This is a genomic window from Mucilaginibacter frigoritolerans (assembly GCF_007830615.1).
In the GTDB taxonomy this organism is placed as follows: domain Bacteria; phylum Bacteroidota; class Bacteroidia; order Sphingobacteriales; family Sphingobacteriaceae; genus Mucilaginibacter; species Mucilaginibacter frigoritolerans.
The window spans coordinates 144,491-164,793 of sequence record NZ_VLLI01000005.1; the positions used below are offsets into that span (position 1 = coordinate 144,491).

Below are 20,303 nucleotides of genomic sequence, written 5' to 3' on the forward strand. Positions count from 1 at the left end.
TTTGTGGACTACTAAAATAGTCCAATAGTCTGGTATTTTCGGGTATAAATAATAAAATAATTATGGAAAAGAATTCAATAGTTAAAATCATATCAGTATATCTAAGAGTTGCAATTGCAACTGCATACCTATGGGAAGTTGCTGATCGTTTAGGTTTTCTTGGTGCACACGGTCAGCCACACGTAGGTTGGGGCGATTGGGCACACTTTATTGATTATGCAAGTCAGGTAATGCATTTTTTACCGTCTTCTTTTATTCCGGTGCTTGCTGTATTTGCATCATTGGGCGAAGGCCTTTTTGGACTGATGCTGTTATTCGGCTTGTTTACCCGTATAGCAGCTTTAGGCAGCGGTGTTTTAAGTTTATGTTTTGCCATAGCTATGGCCATTTCTTTTGGTATTGATTCACCTTTAGGTTATTCTGTTTTCACACTAAGTGCTGCAAGTTTCCTTTTGGCAATGCAACCACAATACGCTTTTAGTATTGATGCACTATTGAATAAAAATAAAGTACAAAATGATTTATCAACCTTATAAATAAATACTGAGCCATGAAATTGAAACACACAAAAACTTTATCAATAATTCTCTTGATGATCCTGTCCGCCATAAAAGTTTGGGCGCAGCAGCCTGTTCGCCTATCATCAGCTGGGAAGATTATGGATATCACAATTCTAAAAAAACTGATTAATGAACCTGGCATTAATAATAAAGAGGTAAGGATAGAGGTAGTCAGTTTTCCTCCAGGGAGTACATCACCGCCACACATGCACCCATGCCCAACCTTTGGCTATGTACTTGAAGGAGAAATAGAATCAGTTTTTGAAGGTCAAAAGCATATTTATAAGCAGGGTGATTCCTTTTATGAAAAGTCTTTTGGATTGCATTCTGTTACGCATAACAATAATCTTTCAAAACAGGCTAAACTATTGGTGTTCTTTATTGCAGACCCGAATCAATCAACCAGTGTTCCACCTAAAAATAGTTCAAAAGTGGACAGGTAGTTTATTAAAATGAAAGCAAAATAACTTATATCAATAAAACAAAAAAATGAATAAAGCTTTGATATGTACCACTTGTGGTACTCAATATCCACCCGATAAGGAAGTGCCAGACTTATGTACTATTTGCAATGATGATCGTCAGTACATTGCTGAAAACGGGCAACATTGGACAACAATGGATGAACTTAAGAAAACCTATGCCACTAGAGTTGAACTAATTGCAGAGCAGATATACAGTTTAAGAGTACAACCTGATTTCGCCTTAACTAACCGGGCGCTGCTGGTAAAATCAGCTGGTGGTAATATTTTATGGGATTGCATTCCACTTCCCGATGCGGAGACAATTGATTTTATCAAGGCGAACGGGGGGCTTAAAGCAATTGTATTTTCGCACCCGCATTATTATAGTACAATGAATGAGTGGGCGTCATTGTTTAATTGTCCTGTTTATATTCATGAAAATGATAGGGAATGGATTAAGTATAATAACGAACATATCCACTTATGGAGTGGCCAAACCCAGCAGTTATGGGACGATATCCGGATTATTCATACTGGTGGGCATTTTCCGGGAAGTTGTGTGCTGCATATTCCTGCTTTGTCAGAAAAAGGAACGATTTTATGTGGGGATAGCCTTTATATTTCATGTAGCAAACGCCACACGGCTGTTATGTACAGTTATCCCAACCAAATTTTATTACCCCGAAACGAGTTTGCTACTTTTTATCAAAAATGGGATGGAATAACGTTTGACACTATGTACGGTGCTTTTGACAACCAGGATTTAAAAGGAAATGCCATGCAGGTATTTGAAGTATCAATGCAACGGTACAAAAAAAGTTATGGGTTGTAGCATTATTTGCTACAACCCATAATAATGATAAAGATGAGTATTTTAATTACTCTCCTCTTTTTAAACCGAATTTCTCTATTTTACTGTAAAGGTGGCTGCGTTGTATATCAATATCATCGGCAGTTTTTGAAACGTTCCAGTTGTTTTTCTCCAATTTAAATTTGATATACTCCCGTTCGGCGAAATCTTTGTACTCCTGGAAATTTGCAAACTGGTCATAGTCGGTTTGCTGGCCCGCAGGTACATTGGTTATACCTGTTGATGATGATGGATTGGCAAAAGCCTTTACATCGGCATCAGTAATAATTTTATCACTTAAAATAATTAAACGTTCCACCATATTGCGCAACTCGCGGATGTTACCGGTCCAAGGCAGTGATTTTAAGGCATCCATAGCAGCTTCTGATATTTTTTTAACCGGCATGCCGTAATCATTGCATATCTCATCTAAAAAACTCTGTGTAAGTAAGCCTATGTCGTCTTTACGATCGGTGAGGGAAGGTACGTGTATTAAAATAACACTTAAGCGGTGGTATAAGTCCATCCGGAAGTTACCTGCTTCAATCTCTTTTAAAAGATCTTTGTTGGTAGCGGCTACTACCCGCACATCTACTTCAATTTCTTTTTCACCGCCCACACGGGTAATCTTATTTTCCTGTAATGCACGTAATACTTTAGCCTGGGTAGGAGGACTCATATCGCCAATTTCGTCCAAAAATAAAGTTCCGCCATTAGCAGATTCAAACTTGCCTATACGTTGTTTGATGGCAGAAGTAAATGAACCTTTTTCATGCCCGAATAGTTCACTTTCAATTAATTCAGAAGGTATGGCAGCGCAATTTACTTCAATAAGTGGTGCACCAGAGCGGTTTGATTTTTCATGCAGCCAACGGGCTACCAGCTCTTTACCGCTTCCGTTTGCACCTGTAATTAATACACGGGCATCCGTAGGCGCAACCCTTTCAATGGTTTCTTTGATTTTCAGTATGGCCTGGGAACCGCCTAAAATAGGCCTGACTTTGGATACCCGTCTCTTTAATACTTTAGCTTCTGATACCAGACTCCCTCTGTCGAGTGCGTTGCGGACAGTAATAAGTAAACGGTTAAGATCGGGTGGTTTTGATATAAAATCAAATGCTCCTTTTTTACTGGCTTCAACGGCTGTTTCTACAGTTCCATGGCCGGATATCATGATAAAAGGAAGGTCTGGTTTAATATAAAGACCTTCAGTTAGCACTTCCATGCCGTCCATCCGGTTCATTTTAATATCACACAAAACTAGGTCATAATCATTCTTTCTGATTAATTCCAGGCCGTCTATTCCATTATCAACATCTTCAACTTCATAATCTTCGTATTCCAAAATTTCGCGTAGTGTACTGCGAATAGAGCGTTCATCATCAATAATTAAAATTTTTGCCATATTCTATAAAAATATTCTCGGGTGGGGTGTGAAAATGCTAATATATGTAATTGTATAGAAAAACAAACACTTTTTTAAGTATATGGTTTTGCAGATATGCAAATAAATATATAAGCCCACGCAAAATGGTGTTTGAGCGTTTTTTAATTATGTAACATGTTTATAAACAGAGGATAGCGGTGCCCAAAGAGAAAATAAAATCAGGCCAATTGTTCAAAATCTTCCAAAGTATCTATATCTATCTTTCCTTTTTCAAATGGAACTATAGTTACCGTATCAGTATATTTTGTAAGTAATTTTTTAGCTCCTTCAGTTCCTTTAAGGCCCAGTAATTCGTCAAAGTATGCTTTATCAAACAAGGCAGGCGGTCCAACTGTATCATTATATCCACAAGCCGCAATGCCCGACTTAGTTTTGGCAAGCGTTAGCATGTTCAAGATGTGTGTATCAATAAATGGCTGGTCGCAGAGCATCAGGATTACGGAACTTATAGCCGGATTAAGTTCTTGTATTTTGGCAACACCCAGCCTGATAGAAGAAGCTATACCTTCAATCCAGTTATTGTTTTGAATGATACTTATCTCAGGTTCATTAATAGTTGGAATAATTACTTCTGCATTGGCACCTAAAATTACCATTATTGTTTCGCATGCGGATGAATGTGCAGTTTCAATTGCCCGTTGTAAAAGTGTTTGCCCTTTGTAAACTAAATTTTGCTTCGGTTTACCCAGTCTGGAAGAAGAACCGGCTGCAAGGATAATAATTCCGATTACAGGTTTACTCATGGTTTTATTTGCATTGATTTTGTTACCCAACAAATGTAAAGTTATGTTGTTGATAAGCTTGAATTACCTTTGGTTTACAAAAAATACAATTAAACAACACTCTGTAAATTTGTAATAGGTATTTTTACAGAAGGAATATCTGTATAATAGCCATTGATGGTTATTTATTTTTGAACTATATAAATACTTAATACTTGTTACTGGATAATCACGGAAGAAAAATTAATTACCTGAGACTGGCGGTGACTGACAGGTGTAATTTACGTTGTTTTTACTGCATGCCCGAGGAGGGATTGAACTGGCTTTCGCGTAAGGAATTGATGACCTACGAAGAAATGCTGTTGCTTTGCACCGTATTGGTACAAATGGGCATCGAAAAAATACGGATAACAGGAGGTGAACCCTTTGTACGTAAAGATATTATGCAACTTTTAACGGCTTTATCAGCCCTTGATGGATTAAAGGAACTAACTATAACTACTAACGGTGTATTAACTGCGCCTTATGTAAAAGAATTAAAAAGCATTGGTGTGAAATCAGTAAACCTTAGTCTGGATACATTAGATAGCAATCGTTTTTTTTCTATAACCGGCAGGGATGAATTCGCAAACGTTATGGCTACTATGGATGAACTGCTAAAGAATAACATGGAGGTGAAGATAAATGCTGTGGTGATGGATGGTAAAAACACACAGGATATTATTCCGCTTGTTGAATTAACAAAAGAATTGCCTTTAAGTGTTCGCTTTATTGAAGAAATGCCTTTTAATGGCGATGGCCATGTTTATAATGGTTTAAAATGGGACTATGTGCGTATTTTAGAGGAAATACAAAATCATTATCCGCAAATTGAAAAGCTTACTGATCCATTATATTCTACCTCGTATAATTATCAGGTTAAAGGACATAAAGGTAGTATCGGTATTATAGCAGCCTATTCACGCACTTTTTGCGGTACCTGTAACCGTATTCGTGTTACACCTGTTGGTGAACTGAAAACCTGTTTATATGATAGTGGAATATTAAATGTAAAAGATTTGATTAGAGAAGGACGCAATGAAGAGCATTTAAGAAATATAATGATAAATACTTTTAATAACAGGGCAAAGGATGGTTGGGAAGCAGAGCGTTTAAGGCCCGCTAATAACAACGTTCATGAATCAATGGCTACCATTGGGGGCTGAGAGAAGTCATAACAAGAAATAGTTGCACAAATGATAACCGTAGAAGAGGCAGAAAAAATAATACTTGAACAGGTAACTGATTACGGGGCCGAGATTATTCCGTTTGAGCAGGCATTGGGTAGAGTGCTGGCTGAAAATATTAAAGCCGATAGGGACTTGCCTCCGTTTGACCGTGTAACTATGGATGGTATTGCCATAAATTATAATGCGATTGAGAATGGTATAAGTACCTTCAGGGTTAAATTAACAAAGGCCGCCGGTGATGAACCTGTTGATATTGATGAACATGCAGAATGTGTGGAGATTATGACCGGAGCTATGTTGCCTCCTTCAACAGATACTGTTATTAAGTATGAAGATCTGGAAATGCGGGCCGGGTTGGCAACTTTGGTAACCAACGACATAAAAAGAGGCCAAAATATCCATTATAAAGGGAATGATAAAAGGCAGGATGATATTGTAGCTTCAATAGGACAATTAATTACGCCTGGCATTATAAGCATGGTAGCATCTGTAGGGGAAACAGAATTACGGGTAAAAAAAATGCCCAGGGTGGTTATTTTGTCGTCAGGTGATGAACTGATTGAGGTAAATCAAACACCATCTCAATATCAAATCAGGCGATCAAACAATTACACGGTTAAAGCAGTATTAAAGCAACATAATCTGGATGCAGAAATGCTGCATTTGCCGGATGATGAAGCAATTATTAAAAAACAATTAAAAACCTGCATTGAAAAATATGATGTGTTGCTGTTAAGCGGCGGCGTATCAATGGGTAAATTTGATTACATTCCTAAAGCATTAGATGAATTGAATGTAACCAAGCTCTTTCATAAAGTTCAGCAGCGTCCTGGTAAACCATTCTGGTTTGGCAAACACGAAAAAGGAAACCTGGTGTTTGCACTTCCAGGTAACCCGGTTGCAACCTTTATGTGTATTTACAGGTATTTTTTACCCTGGCTTAATGCCTCACTTGGTTTGGAAGAGAAGCCCGTAATGAGGGCAGTGTTAAATAACCGGGTAAGTTTTATTCATCCCTTAAAATACTTTATGCAGGTTAAATTGCATTATAATGAATATTGCCAGCTAATGGCTACCCCTGTAGAAGGTAATGGATCGGGTGATTTTGCAAATTTGGCAGATACTGATGCCTTTATGGAATTACCTTTGGAAAGAAATGAATTTAAAAGGGGAGAGGCTTTTAAAATATGGAAGTTTAATCACAGATTTTAATGATTGGGTTGATTAGACAGATTTTTAATGGACGATTATAAGTATTCAGAGATAACACATAAAATAATTGGATGCGCTATGCGGGTGCATTCTTTTTTAGGTAATGGGTTTCAGGAATTTATATATCAAAGAGTATTAGCACTTGAATTTACAAAGGCTGGATTGAGCTTTAAAAGAGAAATCGCAGTGCCAATTTTTTATAAAGATTATGCTGAGCCCATAGGAACAAGGAGAGTTGACTTTTTAGTTGAAGACTTAGTATTAGTTGAATTAAAAGCGTTGATTGTATTGGAGGATGTGCATTTAAATCAAATATTAAATTACTTAAGAGCTTACAAAATTGAGATTGGCTTATTAATAAACTTTGGAGAAAAAAGTCTGAATTTCAAAAGGCTAATTTTATCACCAAGAAATATCAGTCAATAATAAAATTATCTGTTAAATCAATTAATCATTCAAAATCTGTGATCACTCATCTCGACGATAAAAATAATCCAACAATGGTTGATGTTGCCGGTAAGCAGGTTACACACCGTACTGCTGTTGCACGGAGCATAGTTTCATTGCCTGATGAAGTATTAAATTATCTGGTTGATGGTGATTTGAAAACTAAAAAAGGTTCAGTATTTCAGATTGCTATTATTGCTGGTATAATGGCCGCTAAAAAAACCGGTGACCTCATTCCTCTTTGCCATCCGCTGGGTTTGGATAACTGTAACGTTGTTATCAGCCTGAATGAAAAACAGGAGGTAGTAATTGATTGTACAGCAAGTATTACCGCTAAAACCGGGGTAGAGATGGAAGCATTGGTTGGGGCATCAATTGCAGCTTTAACCATTTATGATATGTGTAAAGCAATGAGTCATGATATCGTGATAAAGGAAACAATACTGTTATCAAAAACAGGAGGTAAACGTGATTTCAAAAGAACATAAAAAGCATACTAATTTGCAAAGACCTGCATTTGGTAATTTTAGCCGGAATGAATGGGCCATTGTTGGTGCACCCTGTACTACCATAAAATTATTGGCAGATCAGGTTATTAACGCTCTATCTTCGAAATATAAATGTGCCTATGCTGATACTGCTCATAATGATGATACGATCTTGTCGCCTGGAAGATTATCAAATGGAGCAGCATTAGAGTATACTGATCAGGTAAATTACAGACAATTAGATTATGCCGAATCATTTAACTCATTTAAGCTGAAAGAAATTTTCTCATCGTCAGATTTGGTTTTGGTTAATGGCAACCATCAACAGGCCAAAGCGCAGGTGGTTATTATTTATGCTAACAAAAAGGCTTCTCTACACAAAAGAATTGAACAATTAACCAATGTACAAATGATATTATTGGCAGAAGATGTTACCGAAGCTTTTGATTTTGTAAAAGAAGCTATTCCCAATTGGCAGCAATTACCATTGTACAGACTTGATGAAACCGAAAAGATCATTTCGTTTTTTGAAACTCAGATGCAACATGCGCGCCCTGTTTTAAATGGGTTGGTATTGGCTGGTGGTAAAAGCGAAAGAATGGGTTTTGACAAAGGTTCCGTTAATTGGCATGGGAAAGAACAGCGCTATTATATGGCAGATTTGCTCAAATCCTTTTGCAATGAGGTGTTTATATCATGCCGATCCGATCAGCAGAAAGAAATTGATGCGAATTATTTAAGAATTGCCGATACATTTACGGGCTTGGGCCCTTTTGGTGCTATACTATCTGCATTTCGTGAGAAACCTGATAATGCATGGTTGATTATAGCCTGCGATTTGCCACTCATCGACGAAAATACCCTTAAATATTTAACTGCTAACAGAAATGTTTCGTCAATAGCCACAGCTTATCAAAGTACCTTTGATGATTTTCCTGAGCCTTTAATAACTATTTGGGAGCCAAAAAGCTATCCGGTTTTACTTTCTTTTTTAGCGCAGGGATATTCATGTCCGCGTAAGGTATTGATCAATAGTGATATCACTTTGTTAAATGCACCTAATCCTGACGATTTAACCAATGTGAATACACAAGAAGAGTTGGATAAGGTTAAACATTTACTTAATCAAAAAATAGCTATACAATGAACCCTGACTTTTTGAGATACAGTTGCCAGATAGCACTACCCGGCTTTGAAGAAAAAGCTCAATTGCTTTTACAGAAAGCGAGGGTGCTGGTAGTGGGTGCGGGGGGGCTGGGCTGTCCGGCGGCGCAATATCTGGCTGCGGCTGGTGTGGGTAATTTAGGCTTAGCGGATTTTGATATTGTATCTGTGGGTAATCTGCACAGGCAAATATTGTATACACCAGAAGACGCAGGAGAAAAAAAAGTTTCTATTGCTTGCGAACGTCTGCAAAAGCAAAATCCCGGCATAAAATTGATACCGCATGATATAAGGGTAACATCTCAAAATGTAATGGACCTGCTGTTGCAATATGACATAATAGTTGATGGTACTGATAATTTTGATACCCGCTATTTATTGAATGATGCCGCTGTAATTTTGAATAAGCCCGTTGTTTACGGAGCGATATATCAGTACGAGGGACAGGTTGCTGTTTGGAACATTGAGAATGAAAGCGGAGTTAAAACACCAAACTATCGAGATCTTTTTCCAAATGTGAATGCATCACAAATACCTAATTGTGCCGAAGGTGGGGTAATACCAACACTTGCTGGTATTATTGGTTGCATACAGGCTAATGAGGTAATTAAATATATTACTAAAACAGGTGAATTATTAGTCGGAAAAGTCATGATTTTTGATGCGCAAACTTTGCAAAGCCGTATCATAAAAATAGGGGAGGTTACTGGTACACACATAGTACGTTTAACCGAAACTGTTTTTGTGCCTGAAATTTCTGCCGCCGATTTAAAAAGGGAACTTCAAGAAAATGCAGTTGAATTGGTGGATGTGCGAACTATAGAAGAGCGTGAAGACTTCAATATAGGTGGGCAACATATCCCAATAGATGAATTGTATAATCAGATCAATGATCTGGATAAAAACACTAAAACTGTTTTTTATTGTGCTTCTGGCAAAAGAAGTGCAGAAGCTATCAAATTCATCAAAAAACGATTCCCTGATGCGCCTTTTTTTTCTCTTGAAGGCGGATTAAAAGACTGGCGGAATTAAAAAATGTAAGGCTTGCCTTGATCGGCATTATGGATGTGCTGCAACCCAAACTTCCCCATCCTCAAATATTTCTTTTTTCCAAATAGGAACGGTTTGTTTCAGCGTATCAATAATAAACCGGCAAGCATCAAACGCAGCAGCCCGGTGCGCGGCAGAAACCGCTATAATTACGGGTATTTCTCCAACTTCAAGTACACCTGTTCTATGGTGGATCAGTATTTTTTGAACCGGCCATTTTTCGAAAGCCTGTTTGGCAATTTTCTCCATTTCTGCTATTGCCATTGGTTCATAAGCCTCAAATTCAAGCCGAATAACCGGTTTCCCCTTTGTAGCATTACGCACTGTTCCAATAAAAACGTCAATACCACCTGATTCAGGAGACATAATCCAATCCGTTGCTGATTGAATGTTTAAAGGAGCTGAAAATATTTTGATTACTGTATTCAAGAAATTGTTTTTGATTTTATCAGCCTCCGCTTACAGGTGGTATAATGGCAATTTCATCCCGCTCGTGGATAGTATCTCCGGGTAATGCATATTCATTGTTTACTGCTATCATATATGAGGCTAATTGCTTTAGCCTGGGATATTGATGCTCAAGAACATATTTTAAGTTGTAAACCGTAGCATCATTGGCTAGTTCTAAATTAACTGATGATCTGCCAAAAATTTCCTTCGAAATACCAAAGGCCAGTACTTTAATATTCATTATTCAAAATTAGTTACAAATAGTGATAGTATGACAATCTGGAAGCATAATTGTTGTTTATTGAGCTTTAATTAAATGTAAAAAAATAAATATGAATTGTATATTTGACTATGGCTGCCGTTTCAATAAAAAAAATCTCCATTACAAGGGTCAATAATCTGGAATTTACAGATACCACCGACGCCCTCGCCATTGAAGAGCCCTTAGAAATAAGGTTGGAATATGGCCCTGAAACAGAACGTAAAGTTCAAAATATTTCTGTAACCATGCGCACACCAGGTAATGATGCAGAATTGGCAACAGGCTTTTTATTTACAGAAGGGATTATTAAAAGCAAAGCAGATATAGCAAATACAGGTTATTGTTTTATTGCGTGTGCAGAGAATAAAGAGAATGTTGTGCAAGTAAGCCTGGTACCTGGCGTTATGCCTAATCTGCATAATACCGAAAGAAATTTTTATACAACCTCAAGCTGCGGTGTATGCGGAAAAGGTTCTATTAATGCTATTCGTACAGTAAGTACATTTACTCAACAAAAAACAGGTCAAATTGCTGTAAATGCCGAATTGCTTTACAACTTACCGATAGTTTTACAGCAACACCAGGCAGTATTTGCTGATACAGGGGCGCTGCATGCCTCTGCATTGTTTAATTTGAAGGGGGAGTTACAGCTGGTTAAGGAGGATGTTGGGCGTCACAATGCATTAGATAAGCTGATTGGGGCTTCTTTAAATAATAATCAACTTCCTCTTGATAATAGTATTTTGCTTTTAAGTGGTAGAGCCAGTTTTGAACTAATACAAAAGGCCGCTATGGCAGGTATTCAAATTGTTGCGGCTGTTGGGGCGCCATCAAGTTTAGCTGTTGAGCTGGCTGAAGAATTTAATATTACACTTACAGGATTTTTGCGAAATAACCGTTTTAATATTTATACTGCGGCACACCGCATTTTACTACCATCATATGAAGTTACGAATTAAAGGCAATTCATTAAGATACCGCCTTACAAAATCAGATGTTTCGCAATTAGCAGAAAAGAGCTATGTGGAAGAAAAAGTGGATTTTGGAGAACAGGTATTAATTTATGCTTTAAAAATCACTAATGATGCTGTTTTAATATCAACCTTTAAAAATAATACCATTACCTTATGTATGCCAGTTAACATGTTAACTGAATTACAAAATACAGATAAGGTTGGTTTTGAAGGTGAGCATGGAAATCTGCATTTATTAATTGAAAAGGATTTTACTTGTTTAGATAACGTTATAGAAGATCAAAGTGATAATTATCCCAACCCTTTAGCCGAAAAGTTTTATGAAAAATAATGATAATTTACCTGCATCAGAAAACCCAGAAGAATTATTAAAGCTAAAACTCACTGAACCTAAAAAGTGGGCGGCGGGGATCCCTGCTGTACTGGTAGCCGGTACTGACGTTATTGAAGAAGCCGGACTGGTAAGAGGATTAACGGGTTTATTCCACATGAATAAAAAAGGTGGCTTTGATTGTTCAAGCTGTGCCTGGCCTGATCCGGATGATGAACGCTCACCAATTGCTGAGTATTGCGAGAATGGCGCTAAAGCATTTGCGGAAGAAGCCACTACCAAAAAACTGGATGCGTCTTTTTTTGCAAATAATGCCGTAGCTGATCTGGCTAAACTTAATGACTATGAAATAGGGAAAAAAGGTAGGATTGCACAACCTGTTTATTTACCAAAGGGAGCTACTCATTATCAACCTATAAGCTGGGATGAAGCTTTCAAAAAAATAGCATCTCAATTAAATAGTTTGGACACTGCAAACGAAGCTGCCTTTTATACCTCGGGCCGAACCAGTAATGAGGCTTCATTTATGTACCAATTATTTGTGCGGGAATTTGGTACCAATAACATGCCCGATTGCTCCAACATGTGTCACGAATCAACCAGCGTGGCTTTGGCTGAAGCAATAGGAATTGGTAAAGGCACTGTTAAGCTTAATGATTTTTATGATACTGATGTAATTATCATAATTGGGCAAAACCCTGGCACTAATCACCCAAGAATGCTATCTGCTTTGGAAAAGGCAAAAAATAACGGATCAAAAATAATAGCCATAAATCCCCTGCATGAAGCTGGATTGATGGCATTTAAAAATCCTCAAAAAGTAAAGGGTGTTTTAGGCTTTGGCACGCAATTAGCCGATTTATATCTCCAGGTTAAAATCAATGGCGATATGGCGCTTATTAAAGCCATAGAAAAGCTGCTTTATGATGCTGAACGTGAAACACCTGGTAAAGTATTTGATAATGAATTTATACAAAACAAAACAGTGGGCTATGAAGAATTCATTGATCATTTAAAAAAATACAATCCATTAGAACTTGCAGAAGAAGCAGGTGTTCCATTTGCACAGGTACAGCAAGCTGCTGATATGCTTAAAGATAAAAGCAGGATAATTATTTGCTGGGCAATGGGTGTTACACAACAGGTTAATGGTGTCGATACAATTAAAGAAATTGTTAACCTGGCCATATTAAAAGGTAGTATTGGTAAAGCAGGTGCAGGCTTATGTCCGGTGCGTGGTCACAGCAATGTGCAGGGTAATCGTACAATGATGATTTGGGAACGTCCCAAAATGTCACAATTGGATAAACTTAAGGAAGTATTTGGCTTTGAACCACCACGCGAAAAAGGGTATGATGTAGTAGAATCAATAAAAGCAATGCATGAAGGGACGGTAAAAGTTTTTTTTGCCATGGGTGGTAATTTTCTGTCAGCTACACCGGATACTGTATTTACAGCTGAAGCAATGCGTAAATTGAAGCTATCTGTCCATGTATCTACCAAATTAAACCGTAGCCATTTGGTGCATGGCGAAGAAGCTATTATTTTACCCACCTTATCAAGAAGCGATAAAGATGTGGTAAACGGCGAGGAGCAATTTATAAGTTGTGAAAACTCCATGGGGGTAGTTCAAATGTCCAAAGGGATTTTAGATCCTGTTTCAACGGATTTATTAAACGAAAACCAAATTGTATGTAAGCTGGCTAAAGCAACTTTAGGAGCTCGTTCTGTTATTGATTGGGATAAATATGCCGTTAGTTACGATGAGGTGCGTAATGCCATAGAAAAGACTATTCCCGGGTTTACTGATTATAATATTAAGGTTCGTAAACCGGGGGGATTTTATTTACCTAATGCACCACGTGAAGGCCGGTTTGAAAATACAGAATTTAATGGGAAAGCTCCGTTTACAATAACTAATTTGCCTGAGCATAAATTGGCGGAAGACGAATATATGATGACCAGCATCAGAACACACGATCAGTTTAATACTACCATTTATGGATTAAATGACCGGTACCGTGGAATACACAATGAGCGCAGGGTTATTTTTATGAATGAAAAGGACATAGAAAAGGGAGGCTTTAAACCTGGTGAAAAGGTTGATCTGTTTAATTATTATGATGGCATTGAAAGGGTTGCCCGGCTTTTTATAATTGTACCTTATAATATACCCGAACGTAATACTGCAACTTATTATCCCGAAACAAATGTTTTAATACCCATAAATAGTGTTGCGCTTAAAAGTAATACACCAACATCAAAACTTATTTTCATCAAAATAAAGAAACATATTCCGGTTAATTTAAATTAACCGGAATATCTAATTCCGTTGATTGGTTAATCCAACAAAAAAAGGCGGTCTTTTAAAATGCTCTTTTAATGTTAAGAAATTATCAATTAAAAGGGCATTTTTTGTGTCTATATAACGCCTGTGTTATCCCAAAAAAACCATTGCGTTAAGGAATTGTAATTGGCTATAAAATTCAGAATTTACACAGAATTGAGGAGGTTTCTTTGTGAAAAAAAGCTCCTTAATGAATCAAATTACCAAATATTTATCCCTCTTTTTTAAAGCAAATCTCAATTGCTATAGTGAAAAAGATTTGGCAATAAAACCGGTTCATGAAAATGAAATACCGGAACTGAAATCTCTTTTGTCAGGCATTTATTGTACCGGAAATTCTATTCAAAAGGATTTTTTATATGGATGTAGCTTAAATTTTTAGCCTACGCATGCTCAATTGAAAAAATGAATATCAGCTTATTATTAATTAACGCAAAACTCACTTAATGGAATCAAATTTACTTATTCACAAAAAACTATACTTATTCATTTTACTACTTGTTTGCAGCACTACACTACTGCAGGCACAAACCATTAAAGGAAACATTACTGACGCCAAAAATGGTGAAACTTTAATTGGAGCTACTGTCCATATTGAAAAAGGCACTTACCAGCAAAATACAACAGTTAAGCTTGATGGTACATATGTATTTAAAAACGTTCCGGCTGGCGAATACAAGTTACAGGTAAAATATGTTGGCTATAAAACCACTAAAGAATATACAATTGAAGTAAAGCAAGATGAGATTGCTGTTTTAAATGTGGCAATGGTTGATAATTCGACCGCTCTTAATGAGGTAACCATTACAGAACATGCCGGTAAAGCAACTGACAGATCAGCAAGAAGTGACGAAAAAAACTCAAATAATACCATCAATGTGGTTTCGGCCCAAAGTATTGCCATTTCTCCGGATGTGCTGGTATCTAATGTATTGAGCAGAGTATCCGGCATTTCAATAGACAGAAGCAGTACAGGTGATGCACAACATGTTATTATTCGTGGTATGGATAAACAGTACAATACTACTTTAATAAATGGAATTAAAATACCGAGTCCGGATAATAAGAACAGATTTGTTCCGCTGGATATTTTCCCTGCTGGATTGGTGGATCAGATAGAGGTTTTTAAAACACTTACTCCTGATATGGAAGGTGATGCCTCAGGAGGTGTGGTTAATTTGGTAATGAAAACCGCACCTGACAAATTGAAAATAGAAGGTGATTTTGGTACAGGCTACAGCCAGTTGTTTTTTGACAGGCCATTTGCAAGCTTTGATCACAGTACTGTAAATAGTAAGGCCCCTGGCGAGATAAATCCAGGTGGGATTGCCAGTCCCAGCGATTTTCCATATCAAAACCTGTTAACAAAAACAGGTAATCCGCCACCCAACACCAATGCCAGTTTAACCATAGGAAATAGGTATTTGAATAATAAGTTAGGTGTATTATTTTCAGGAAGTTACCAAAACCTGTATCAAGGTAGCAATAGTTTTGCTGTAATCCAAACAAATGATATTGGGCCGGCACAGGGTAACTCTAAACAAAATACCGAAACAGGTTTTCAAGATACTTACAATCGTCAGTATTCAACACAACTTCAACGTTTAGGGGCCATTGCATCTATTGATTATAAATTCGATAATAACAACGTTATCAATTTGTTCGCCACTTATCTGGAGTTAAATCAATACCGCGTACGTCAAACACAGGATGATACTTATGGTGGTTATACTTATCAAGGATACCGAGGTACATTTTCTGTTGATAATTTAACAGAAACCAGGAGCGACCTTCAAAGCATTTATAATATAACGTTAAGTGGAAAACACAAAATAAGCAGCCCATTTTCATTGGACTGGACAGTAGCAAATTCTCAGGCTACACACAAACTACCTGATGACGCAGAATTTGATACAAAGTATGGAACAAGTCCCACTACAACAACTAACGAGGCAACCGGTAATCCTGCCGAACCTTATGTTTCGGTTGCACAAGGTGTAACCAATGGGCCAGTATACGTTCAGAATGAGTCAAGAACATGGACACATAATACAGACAAGGACCTATCAGCTTATTTAAACCTTCATTACAATGTTAAGATATTCGGCAGGACAGCAATTTTTTCAGCCGGAGGAATGTTCAGGCATAAAACCAGGGATAATTTTAACGACTCCTATAACTTGCCAAATACAATAGTTAACGGTGAACCGGAAGTCTACACTTCAATTCCTGCAGCAAAATTCATGTTTACAGGCTCGGATACAGTTAATGCAAAAGGTTCTTCAGCAACCGACCCAGGTGTTTACACCTTCGTTGAAAATATTCATGCGTTATACGGTATGGTGAAATATTATATAACAGAGCGGTTAGATGTAATAGCGGGCTTAAGAGGCGAACACACCTATCAAAATTATTATTCGCTACTGCCGTCGTACCTGCCCGGCAAAACAGCCACAATAACCTATCTGGATTACCTTCCAAGTGTAAATATTAAATATGCACTTACAAATGAACAGGCATTAAGAGCATCATATTATGAATCTATCCTAAGACCGGCATTTGCCGATCTTATCCCTTACCCGGATCCTATTGCTAATGAGGAGTATTCACATGTTGGTAACCCTTATTTACAACATACTGTAATTAATAATTACGATTTACGGTATGAGTTTTTCCCGGGAGCATTTGATGAGTTTATGTTAGGCGCATTTTATAAGCAATTAACTAATCCTATTGAAACCGAACTTGCGCAATCAACAACTGGGGCCGGAGGCCTATCGCTTACTCCTAATAACTTCGGTAACGCTACAAATTATGGGCTTGAACTCGAAGCAAAAAAGTTCTTTGGTAACATTGGGGCTTCAGTAAACTATACTTATACCAATTCTCAAATTACTACTCTGAAAACGATTACACTAAACAATACACTTACCCATATAGATCAAACCAGGCCATTGCAGGGGCAGGCGGCCAATATAGGCAATGCATCCTTATTATATAAAGATCAAAAGATCGGAGTAGATGCGCAATTATCATTATCATATATAGGTGAAAGGATAGCGGCCGTGTCAAGTTATTATGGTTTAGATACATGGGAGCGACCTTCTACCTTTCTTGACTTTTCGGCTCAAAAGAAGATTGGCCCCCATTTTATTATTTACATAAAGGCTAATAACCTGTTAAATACACCTTACCAGCTGATCTTGAAACAAAATAATACCTATCTGTATTCAGGGCTGGCCAAATTACCGCACCAGGAAAGTGCCGATTATACCACATTACAGTACGATCAATTTTATGCACGTTACAACTTAGGTATTAAATACAATTTTTAAAAACTTCAACAACAATTAATAAAATCAATTAATCAATTTCATCATTTTATGAAAAAACTACAAATTATTGCGTTGGGCATATCACTTCTTGCACTTGCTGCATGCAGTAAGAAGAGTGATAACGCTGTGGTATCTGTACCACAAATTCAAATCGGCAAGGCAATTCCTAATACAGGAGTTTTACCTGCTGGTAGCTACAAAGGTACCTTGCTTGCAAATCAAACCTACACTGTAGGCGGTGATATTACCATTAATGCTGGCGATACCCTTTTAATACAAAAAGGTGTTAAAATTAATATGACAAATGGCGCAAACTTTATTGTAAATGGTGATTTAATTAGCCTTGGCACAAGTAGTTCACCAGTTACTATTACAGATCCCCGCAGAACTAAGGTACCAGGTACATCTGTTTTAGGTCAGGATTCAGCATATGTTGGTGGATGGGGTGGTATCTACGCAGGTCCTACAAGCAAGTTAGTAGTACTTAAATGGACTCACCTTGACTTTGGTGGCGCTGCTTTGAAAGCTCTTCCTTTTACTGGTGCTAATTCATTAAAAGTAGGTGCTCAATACATCCTTTATTTTACCAACCCAAATGGAGTTTTTATAATGGAAGATTCATGGATGTACGGTTCTCCTGATGACGCAACCCGTTTTTATGGTGGTTATTATAATATTATGCGTAATACCATGGAAAAATGCGGTAGTAATGGTGGTGACGGTTTCAACGCAAAAGGTAGTGCTGTTGGTAACATGGCTTATAATTTAATTATAGGTGGTGCAACAAATGGTACCAAAACTGCCAGTGACGGTACTACTGCCGGCGAATGTCAGTTTACCATGTACAATAACACCTATGTGAATGATGGTTTCAGAAATAATGGTGTATACGGCGCAAGAAGCGGTTCTGTAGAAATAGAAAACAATTCAAGGGCATTAGTATATAACAACCTAATCGTTAATTGTGATTTTGGTGTACGTATAGCTGGTGGCCCGGCTGGTGCAAAAGTTTATCTTGCTGATACAACTTTAGTTACCAATGGTAGTGTTTTATTCCCACAAACCAAATATGGTTATAATTTTTATTATGCTGATGCTGCCTCAATAGCAGATCAGTTTGTGCCTACAAACGTTGCTCAGCAAGTGGTAACTCATCCTCAATCAACTGATATTCCTAATATGGCTGCATTCTTAGGTGTTAATTATACTTTTGGTTTAGTTTATGACGGTTCTTCACTTGTTGGAAAAAACAATCCTATGTTTACCAATTTCCCACTGCCTGCAACTGCTGGTTCATGGGTAACCCAATGTTCTGTTGATGGTTATAATTTCCGTTTGCAGTCTGGTTCTCCTGCTGCAGGTAAAGGAACAACTACTGCTTTCCAACCTATTACAACTGGTATTCCTCTTGATGCTAACTTTGGTTCAAGTGGTATTACGCCTCCGGGACAAGATATCGGTTGCTACCAGTTAAATGGTACTGGTAACCAACACTAAGAAATAAGGAAATACTATCAGGTATACTCCTGTAACCCATTTTTATAAGGCATTGCTTTATAGAAATGGGTTTTTTTGTACAATAAATTCAGATCCTTCGTTTAAGGGTCATTATTACCATATCATGTTTGTTGTCATGAAAAACCTCAAGCACCAGGTTACGGTCATTTTGTGATTTAAATATATCATCAATTTGTTCAAGACTCATAGTGGATGTTGGTTTTAAATTGATGGATAAAATTTCATCATCTTTCTCCAGCCCAATTGTGTCGCCGGCGGATCCTGGTTCGACCCTGCTGATTATAATGTGTTTATAGTCATCGCCCCCGGCATAATATTCTAGCCCACTCATGTCATGTTCAAATGGTTCTTTGAAATTCGGACCGGGCTTTAAATAAATTAAATTGTTATGATAATCAAACACTATAATAAATCTTTTTAATATTCCAAGACCTAAATTCCCATCTCTTTTTATATCCTCACTTTTACAAATCAGGGAGTCGCCTGTTGGAAAAGAAGATACGATGTTCCTGATTTTGTATTTGCCCAATTCAACCTCACTTATCCGGCTTATATAGCCGCTAACAGGTCCATTAAATCCCATTCCTAAATTAGCTGCAATGCAATTTTTAGGTAATGCCTTCTCCATGTTTTCTAATAAAAGGGGATGACCTGCTCCCAGGTCAATAACAAGTTTGGTTTTCTTTATACAACCATCGGGCATATTAACATTTGTTTCCAGGTAAGGCTTATGATCTTCAATAGTAATTGGTATTTTTTCACCCTTTCCATACAGGCGGACATCTCCTGGCCTGTAAACTGTAAGTGTTGAATCGCTAAAATCAACTCTAACAGCCAGGTTATTAAAGAACTCATATCCAAGCAAGCCATGTATGGGCATTCCGGCGTAGTTGGATAATCCAAAATTGTCTTTTTTAAGTATGGCCGCAGCCACATCATGGCTAGTTAATCCCGGTATATTTATTTGCAGAGGGGCCGTAGCATAAGCCTCATAATCATCTCCTTCACCCAATCCGCCCAATTTCAAAGTACGGTTTTTGCAAACTTTAAGACTGTCTATTAGCTGTGGATCGGTAATAATCATCAAACCCACACCTGTATCCATAATAAAGTTAAACGGCCCTTTATTGTTAATTTCTACCTTAATAATGATCATGTTCCGTACCAGCCTGAACGGGATTATTACCCTTTTTTTATGACCATTGATATCAAAATATTGAGCGTCTACTGATGATGCTAAAAAGCAGCTCAAAAACAATAGCCAAAATACCCAGCCATGAATAGTTTTAGCATGCATAATTCAAATTTGTTGGTTTACACTTTAAATATTGAAAATGTAAACCCCTTCCTGTTAAAGTATATTTAGGTATCCGGTATGTCAAAGAAACTTAATGTTAAAAGCTCTAAAATTATTAGCTCTAAGTAATTAAGATTTCCGTATATTTTTTATAAA

19 protein-coding genes are annotated in these 20,303 nt (G+C 37.3%); 14 read left to right on the plus strand and 5 right to left on the minus strand.

Features of this window, described 5'->3' with window-relative positions; all coding sequences use genetic code 11:
- The first annotated feature begins 62 nt into the window (after positions 1-62).
- From JN11_RS09710 to JN11_RS09720, 3 genes are read left to right on the plus strand one after another with little or no spacing between them, the layout of a single operon-like run.
- Positions 63-536: a TQO small subunit DoxD gene (locus JN11_RS09710; RefSeq protein ID WP_144912070.1), complete on the plus strand. Its 474-nt coding sequence runs from the start codon at positions 63-65 to the stop codon at positions 534-536.
- A gap of 14 nt (positions 537-550) precedes the next feature.
- A complete protein-coding gene (locus JN11_RS09715; protein WP_144912072.1) occupies positions 551-1,003 on the plus strand; it encodes a cupin domain-containing protein in 453 nt (150 codons plus the stop codon).
- A gap of 46 nt (positions 1,004-1,049) precedes the next feature.
- Positions 1,050-1,856 (plus strand): MBL fold metallo-hydrolase, encoded by an 807-nt coding sequence (locus JN11_RS09720; protein ID WP_144912074.1) that lies wholly within the window; start codon positions 1,050-1,052, stop codon positions 1,854-1,856.
- Between the two features lie 46 nt (positions 1,857-1,902).
- On the opposite strand, the gene JN11_RS09725 is transcribed toward JN11_RS09720, so the two are convergent.
- Positions 1,903-3,279, minus strand: coding sequence for a sigma-54-dependent transcriptional regulator (locus tag JN11_RS09725; RefSeq protein WP_144912077.1), 1,377 nt, complete (start codon positions 3,277-3,279; stop codon positions 1,903-1,905).
- A gap of 200 nt (positions 3,280-3,479) precedes the next feature.
- On the minus strand, positions 3,480-4,064 hold the full coding sequence (locus JN11_RS09730) for a nucleotidyltransferase family protein (RefSeq protein ID WP_144912079.1): 585 nt from the start codon (positions 4,062-4,064) through the stop codon (positions 3,480-3,482).
- Positions 4,065-4,258: 194 nt separating this feature from the next.
- Here JN11_RS09730 and moaA point away from each other — a divergent pair, with 194 nt between their 5' ends.
- Genes moaA through JN11_RS09760 form a run of 6 tightly spaced genes read left to right on the plus strand, consistent with a single transcriptional unit; the run spans position 4,259 to position 9,615 of the window.
- Positions 4,259-5,248 (plus strand): GTP 3',8-cyclase MoaA, encoded by a 990-nt coding sequence (gene moaA / locus JN11_RS09735; protein ID WP_144912081.1) that lies wholly within the window; start codon positions 4,259-4,261, stop codon positions 5,246-5,248.
- Between the two features lie 30 nt (positions 5,249-5,278).
- Complete coding sequence (locus JN11_RS09740; protein ID WP_144912083.1) at positions 5,279-6,484, plus strand: molybdopterin molybdotransferase MoeA; 1,206 nt, start codon at positions 5,279-5,281, stop codon at positions 6,482-6,484.
- Positions 6,485-6,511: 27 nt separating this feature from the next.
- Complete coding sequence (locus JN11_RS09745) at positions 6,512-6,910, plus strand: GxxExxY protein (protein ID WP_144912086.1); 399 nt, start codon at positions 6,512-6,514, stop codon at positions 6,908-6,910.
- 38 nt (positions 6,911-6,948) lie between these two features.
- On the plus strand, positions 6,949-7,419 hold the full coding sequence (gene moaC / locus JN11_RS09750; protein ID WP_246138982.1) for a cyclic pyranopterin monophosphate synthase MoaC: 471 nt from the start codon (positions 6,949-6,951) through the stop codon (positions 7,417-7,419).
- Positions 7,400-8,566, plus strand: coding sequence for an NTP transferase domain-containing protein (locus JN11_RS24650; RefSeq protein WP_211360717.1), 1,167 nt, complete (start codon positions 7,400-7,402; stop codon positions 8,564-8,566). The genes moaC and JN11_RS24650 overlap by 20 nt, the downstream gene beginning before the upstream one ends.
- Positions 8,563-9,615 carry a HesA/MoeB/ThiF family protein gene (locus tag JN11_RS09760; protein ID WP_144912088.1) on the plus strand — a complete coding sequence of 351 codons (1,053 nt, stop codon included), beginning with the start codon at positions 8,563-8,565 and terminating at the stop codon, positions 9,613-9,615. Before JN11_RS24650 ends, JN11_RS09760 begins: the two co-directional genes overlap by 4 nt.
- 27 nt (positions 9,616-9,642) lie before the next feature.
- Here JN11_RS09760 and JN11_RS09765 read toward each other — a convergent pair whose 3' ends face one another.
- A complete protein-coding gene (locus tag JN11_RS09765) occupies positions 9,643-10,062 on the minus strand; it encodes a molybdenum cofactor biosynthesis protein MoaE (RefSeq protein WP_262713276.1) in 420 nt (139 codons plus the stop codon).
- Positions 10,063-10,081: 19 nt separating this feature from the next.
- The gene (locus tag JN11_RS09770; RefSeq protein ID WP_144912091.1) at positions 10,082-10,324 is read right to left on the minus strand and encodes a MoaD/ThiS family protein; all 243 of its coding nucleotides are present in this window, start codon (positions 10,322-10,324) and stop codon (positions 10,082-10,084) included.
- 110 nt (positions 10,325-10,434) lie between these two features.
- Here JN11_RS09770 and fdhD point away from each other — a divergent pair, with 110 nt between their 5' ends.
- The 5 genes from fdhD (at position 10,435) to JN11_RS09795 (ending at position 18,829) form a co-directional block, all read left to right on the plus strand.
- Positions 10,435-11,304 (plus strand): formate dehydrogenase accessory sulfurtransferase FdhD, encoded by an 870-nt coding sequence (fdhD, locus tag JN11_RS09775; RefSeq protein ID WP_144912093.1) that lies wholly within the window; start codon positions 10,435-10,437, stop codon positions 11,302-11,304.
- Positions 11,288-11,650, plus strand: coding sequence for a DUF7009 family protein (locus tag JN11_RS09780; RefSeq protein WP_144912094.1), 363 nt, complete (start codon positions 11,288-11,290; stop codon positions 11,648-11,650). The genes fdhD and JN11_RS09780 overlap by 17 nt, the downstream gene beginning before the upstream one ends.
- Positions 11,640-13,964: an FdhF/YdeP family oxidoreductase gene (locus JN11_RS09785; RefSeq protein ID WP_144912097.1), complete on the plus strand. Its 2,325-nt coding sequence runs from the start codon at positions 11,640-11,642 to the stop codon at positions 13,962-13,964. The genes JN11_RS09780 and JN11_RS09785 overlap by 11 nt, the downstream gene beginning before the upstream one ends.
- A 479-nt stretch (positions 13,965-14,443) precedes the next feature.
- The gene (locus tag JN11_RS09790) at positions 14,444-17,332 is read left to right on the plus strand and encodes a TonB-dependent receptor (RefSeq protein ID WP_144912099.1); all 2,889 of its coding nucleotides are present in this window, start codon (positions 14,444-14,446) and stop codon (positions 17,330-17,332) included.
- A gap of 48 nt (positions 17,333-17,380) precedes the next feature.
- The gene (locus JN11_RS09795; protein WP_144912101.1) at positions 17,381-18,829 is read left to right on the plus strand and encodes a hypothetical protein; all 1,449 of its coding nucleotides are present in this window, start codon (positions 17,381-17,383) and stop codon (positions 18,827-18,829) included.
- 88 nt (positions 18,830-18,917) lie between these two features.
- On the opposite strand, the gene JN11_RS09800 is transcribed toward JN11_RS09795, so the two are convergent.
- Entirely contained in the window at positions 18,918-20,147 is a 1,230-nt protein-coding gene (locus JN11_RS09800) for an aspartyl protease family protein (protein ID WP_144912103.1), read from the minus strand.
- Positions 20,148-20,303 lie beyond the last annotated feature (156 nt).

What these genes read in the sequence shown, in the direction of transcription:
- JN11_RS09730 (WP_144912079.1), bottom strand. Translation starts at nt 4,064, where the DNA reads ATGAGTAAACCTGTAATCGGAATTATTATCCTTGCAGCCGGTTCTTCT.
- JN11_RS09745 (WP_144912086.1), top strand. Translation starts at nt 6,512, where the DNA reads ATGGACGATTATAAGTATTCAGAGATAACACATAAAATAATTGGATGC.
- JN11_RS09715 (WP_144912072.1), top strand. Translation starts at nt 551, where the DNA reads ATGAAATTGAAACACACAAAAACTTTATCAATAATTCTCTTGATGATC.
- JN11_RS09800 (WP_144912103.1), bottom strand. Translation starts at nt 20,147, where the DNA reads ATGCATGCTAAAACTATTCATGGCTGGGTATTTTGGCTATTGTTTTTG.
- JN11_RS09795 (WP_144912101.1), top strand. Translation starts at nt 17,381, where the DNA reads ATGAAAAAACTACAAATTATTGCGTTGGGCATATCACTTCTTGCACTT.
- JN11_RS09710 (WP_144912070.1), top strand. Translation starts at nt 63, where the DNA reads ATGGAAAAGAATTCAATAGTTAAAATCATATCAGTATATCTAAGAGTT.
- fdhD (WP_144912093.1), top strand. Translation starts at nt 10,435, where the DNA reads ATGGCTGCCGTTTCAATAAAAAAAATCTCCATTACAAGGGTCAATAAT.
- JN11_RS09740 (WP_144912083.1), top strand. Translation starts at nt 5,279, where the DNA reads ATGATAACCGTAGAAGAGGCAGAAAAAATAATACTTGAACAGGTAACT.
- JN11_RS09720 (WP_144912074.1), top strand. Translation starts at nt 1,050, where the DNA reads ATGAATAAAGCTTTGATATGTACCACTTGTGGTACTCAATATCCACCC.
- JN11_RS09725 (WP_144912077.1), bottom strand. Translation starts at nt 3,279, where the DNA reads ATGGCAAAAATTTTAATTATTGATGATGAACGCTCTATTCGCAGTACA.
- JN11_RS09785 (WP_144912097.1), top strand. Translation starts at nt 11,640, where the DNA reads ATGAAAAATAATGATAATTTACCTGCATCAGAAAACCCAGAAGAATTA.
- JN11_RS09760 (WP_144912088.1), top strand. Translation starts at nt 8,563, where the DNA reads ATGAACCCTGACTTTTTGAGATACAGTTGCCAGATAGCACTACCCGGC.
- JN11_RS09770 (WP_144912091.1), bottom strand. Translation starts at nt 10,324, where the DNA reads ATGAATATTAAAGTACTGGCCTTTGGTATTTCGAAGGAAATTTTTGGC.
- JN11_RS09790 (WP_144912099.1), top strand. Translation starts at nt 14,444, where the DNA reads ATGGAATCAAATTTACTTATTCACAAAAAACTATACTTATTCATTTTA.
- JN11_RS09780 (WP_144912094.1), top strand. Translation starts at nt 11,288, where the DNA reads ATGAAGTTACGAATTAAAGGCAATTCATTAAGATACCGCCTTACAAAA.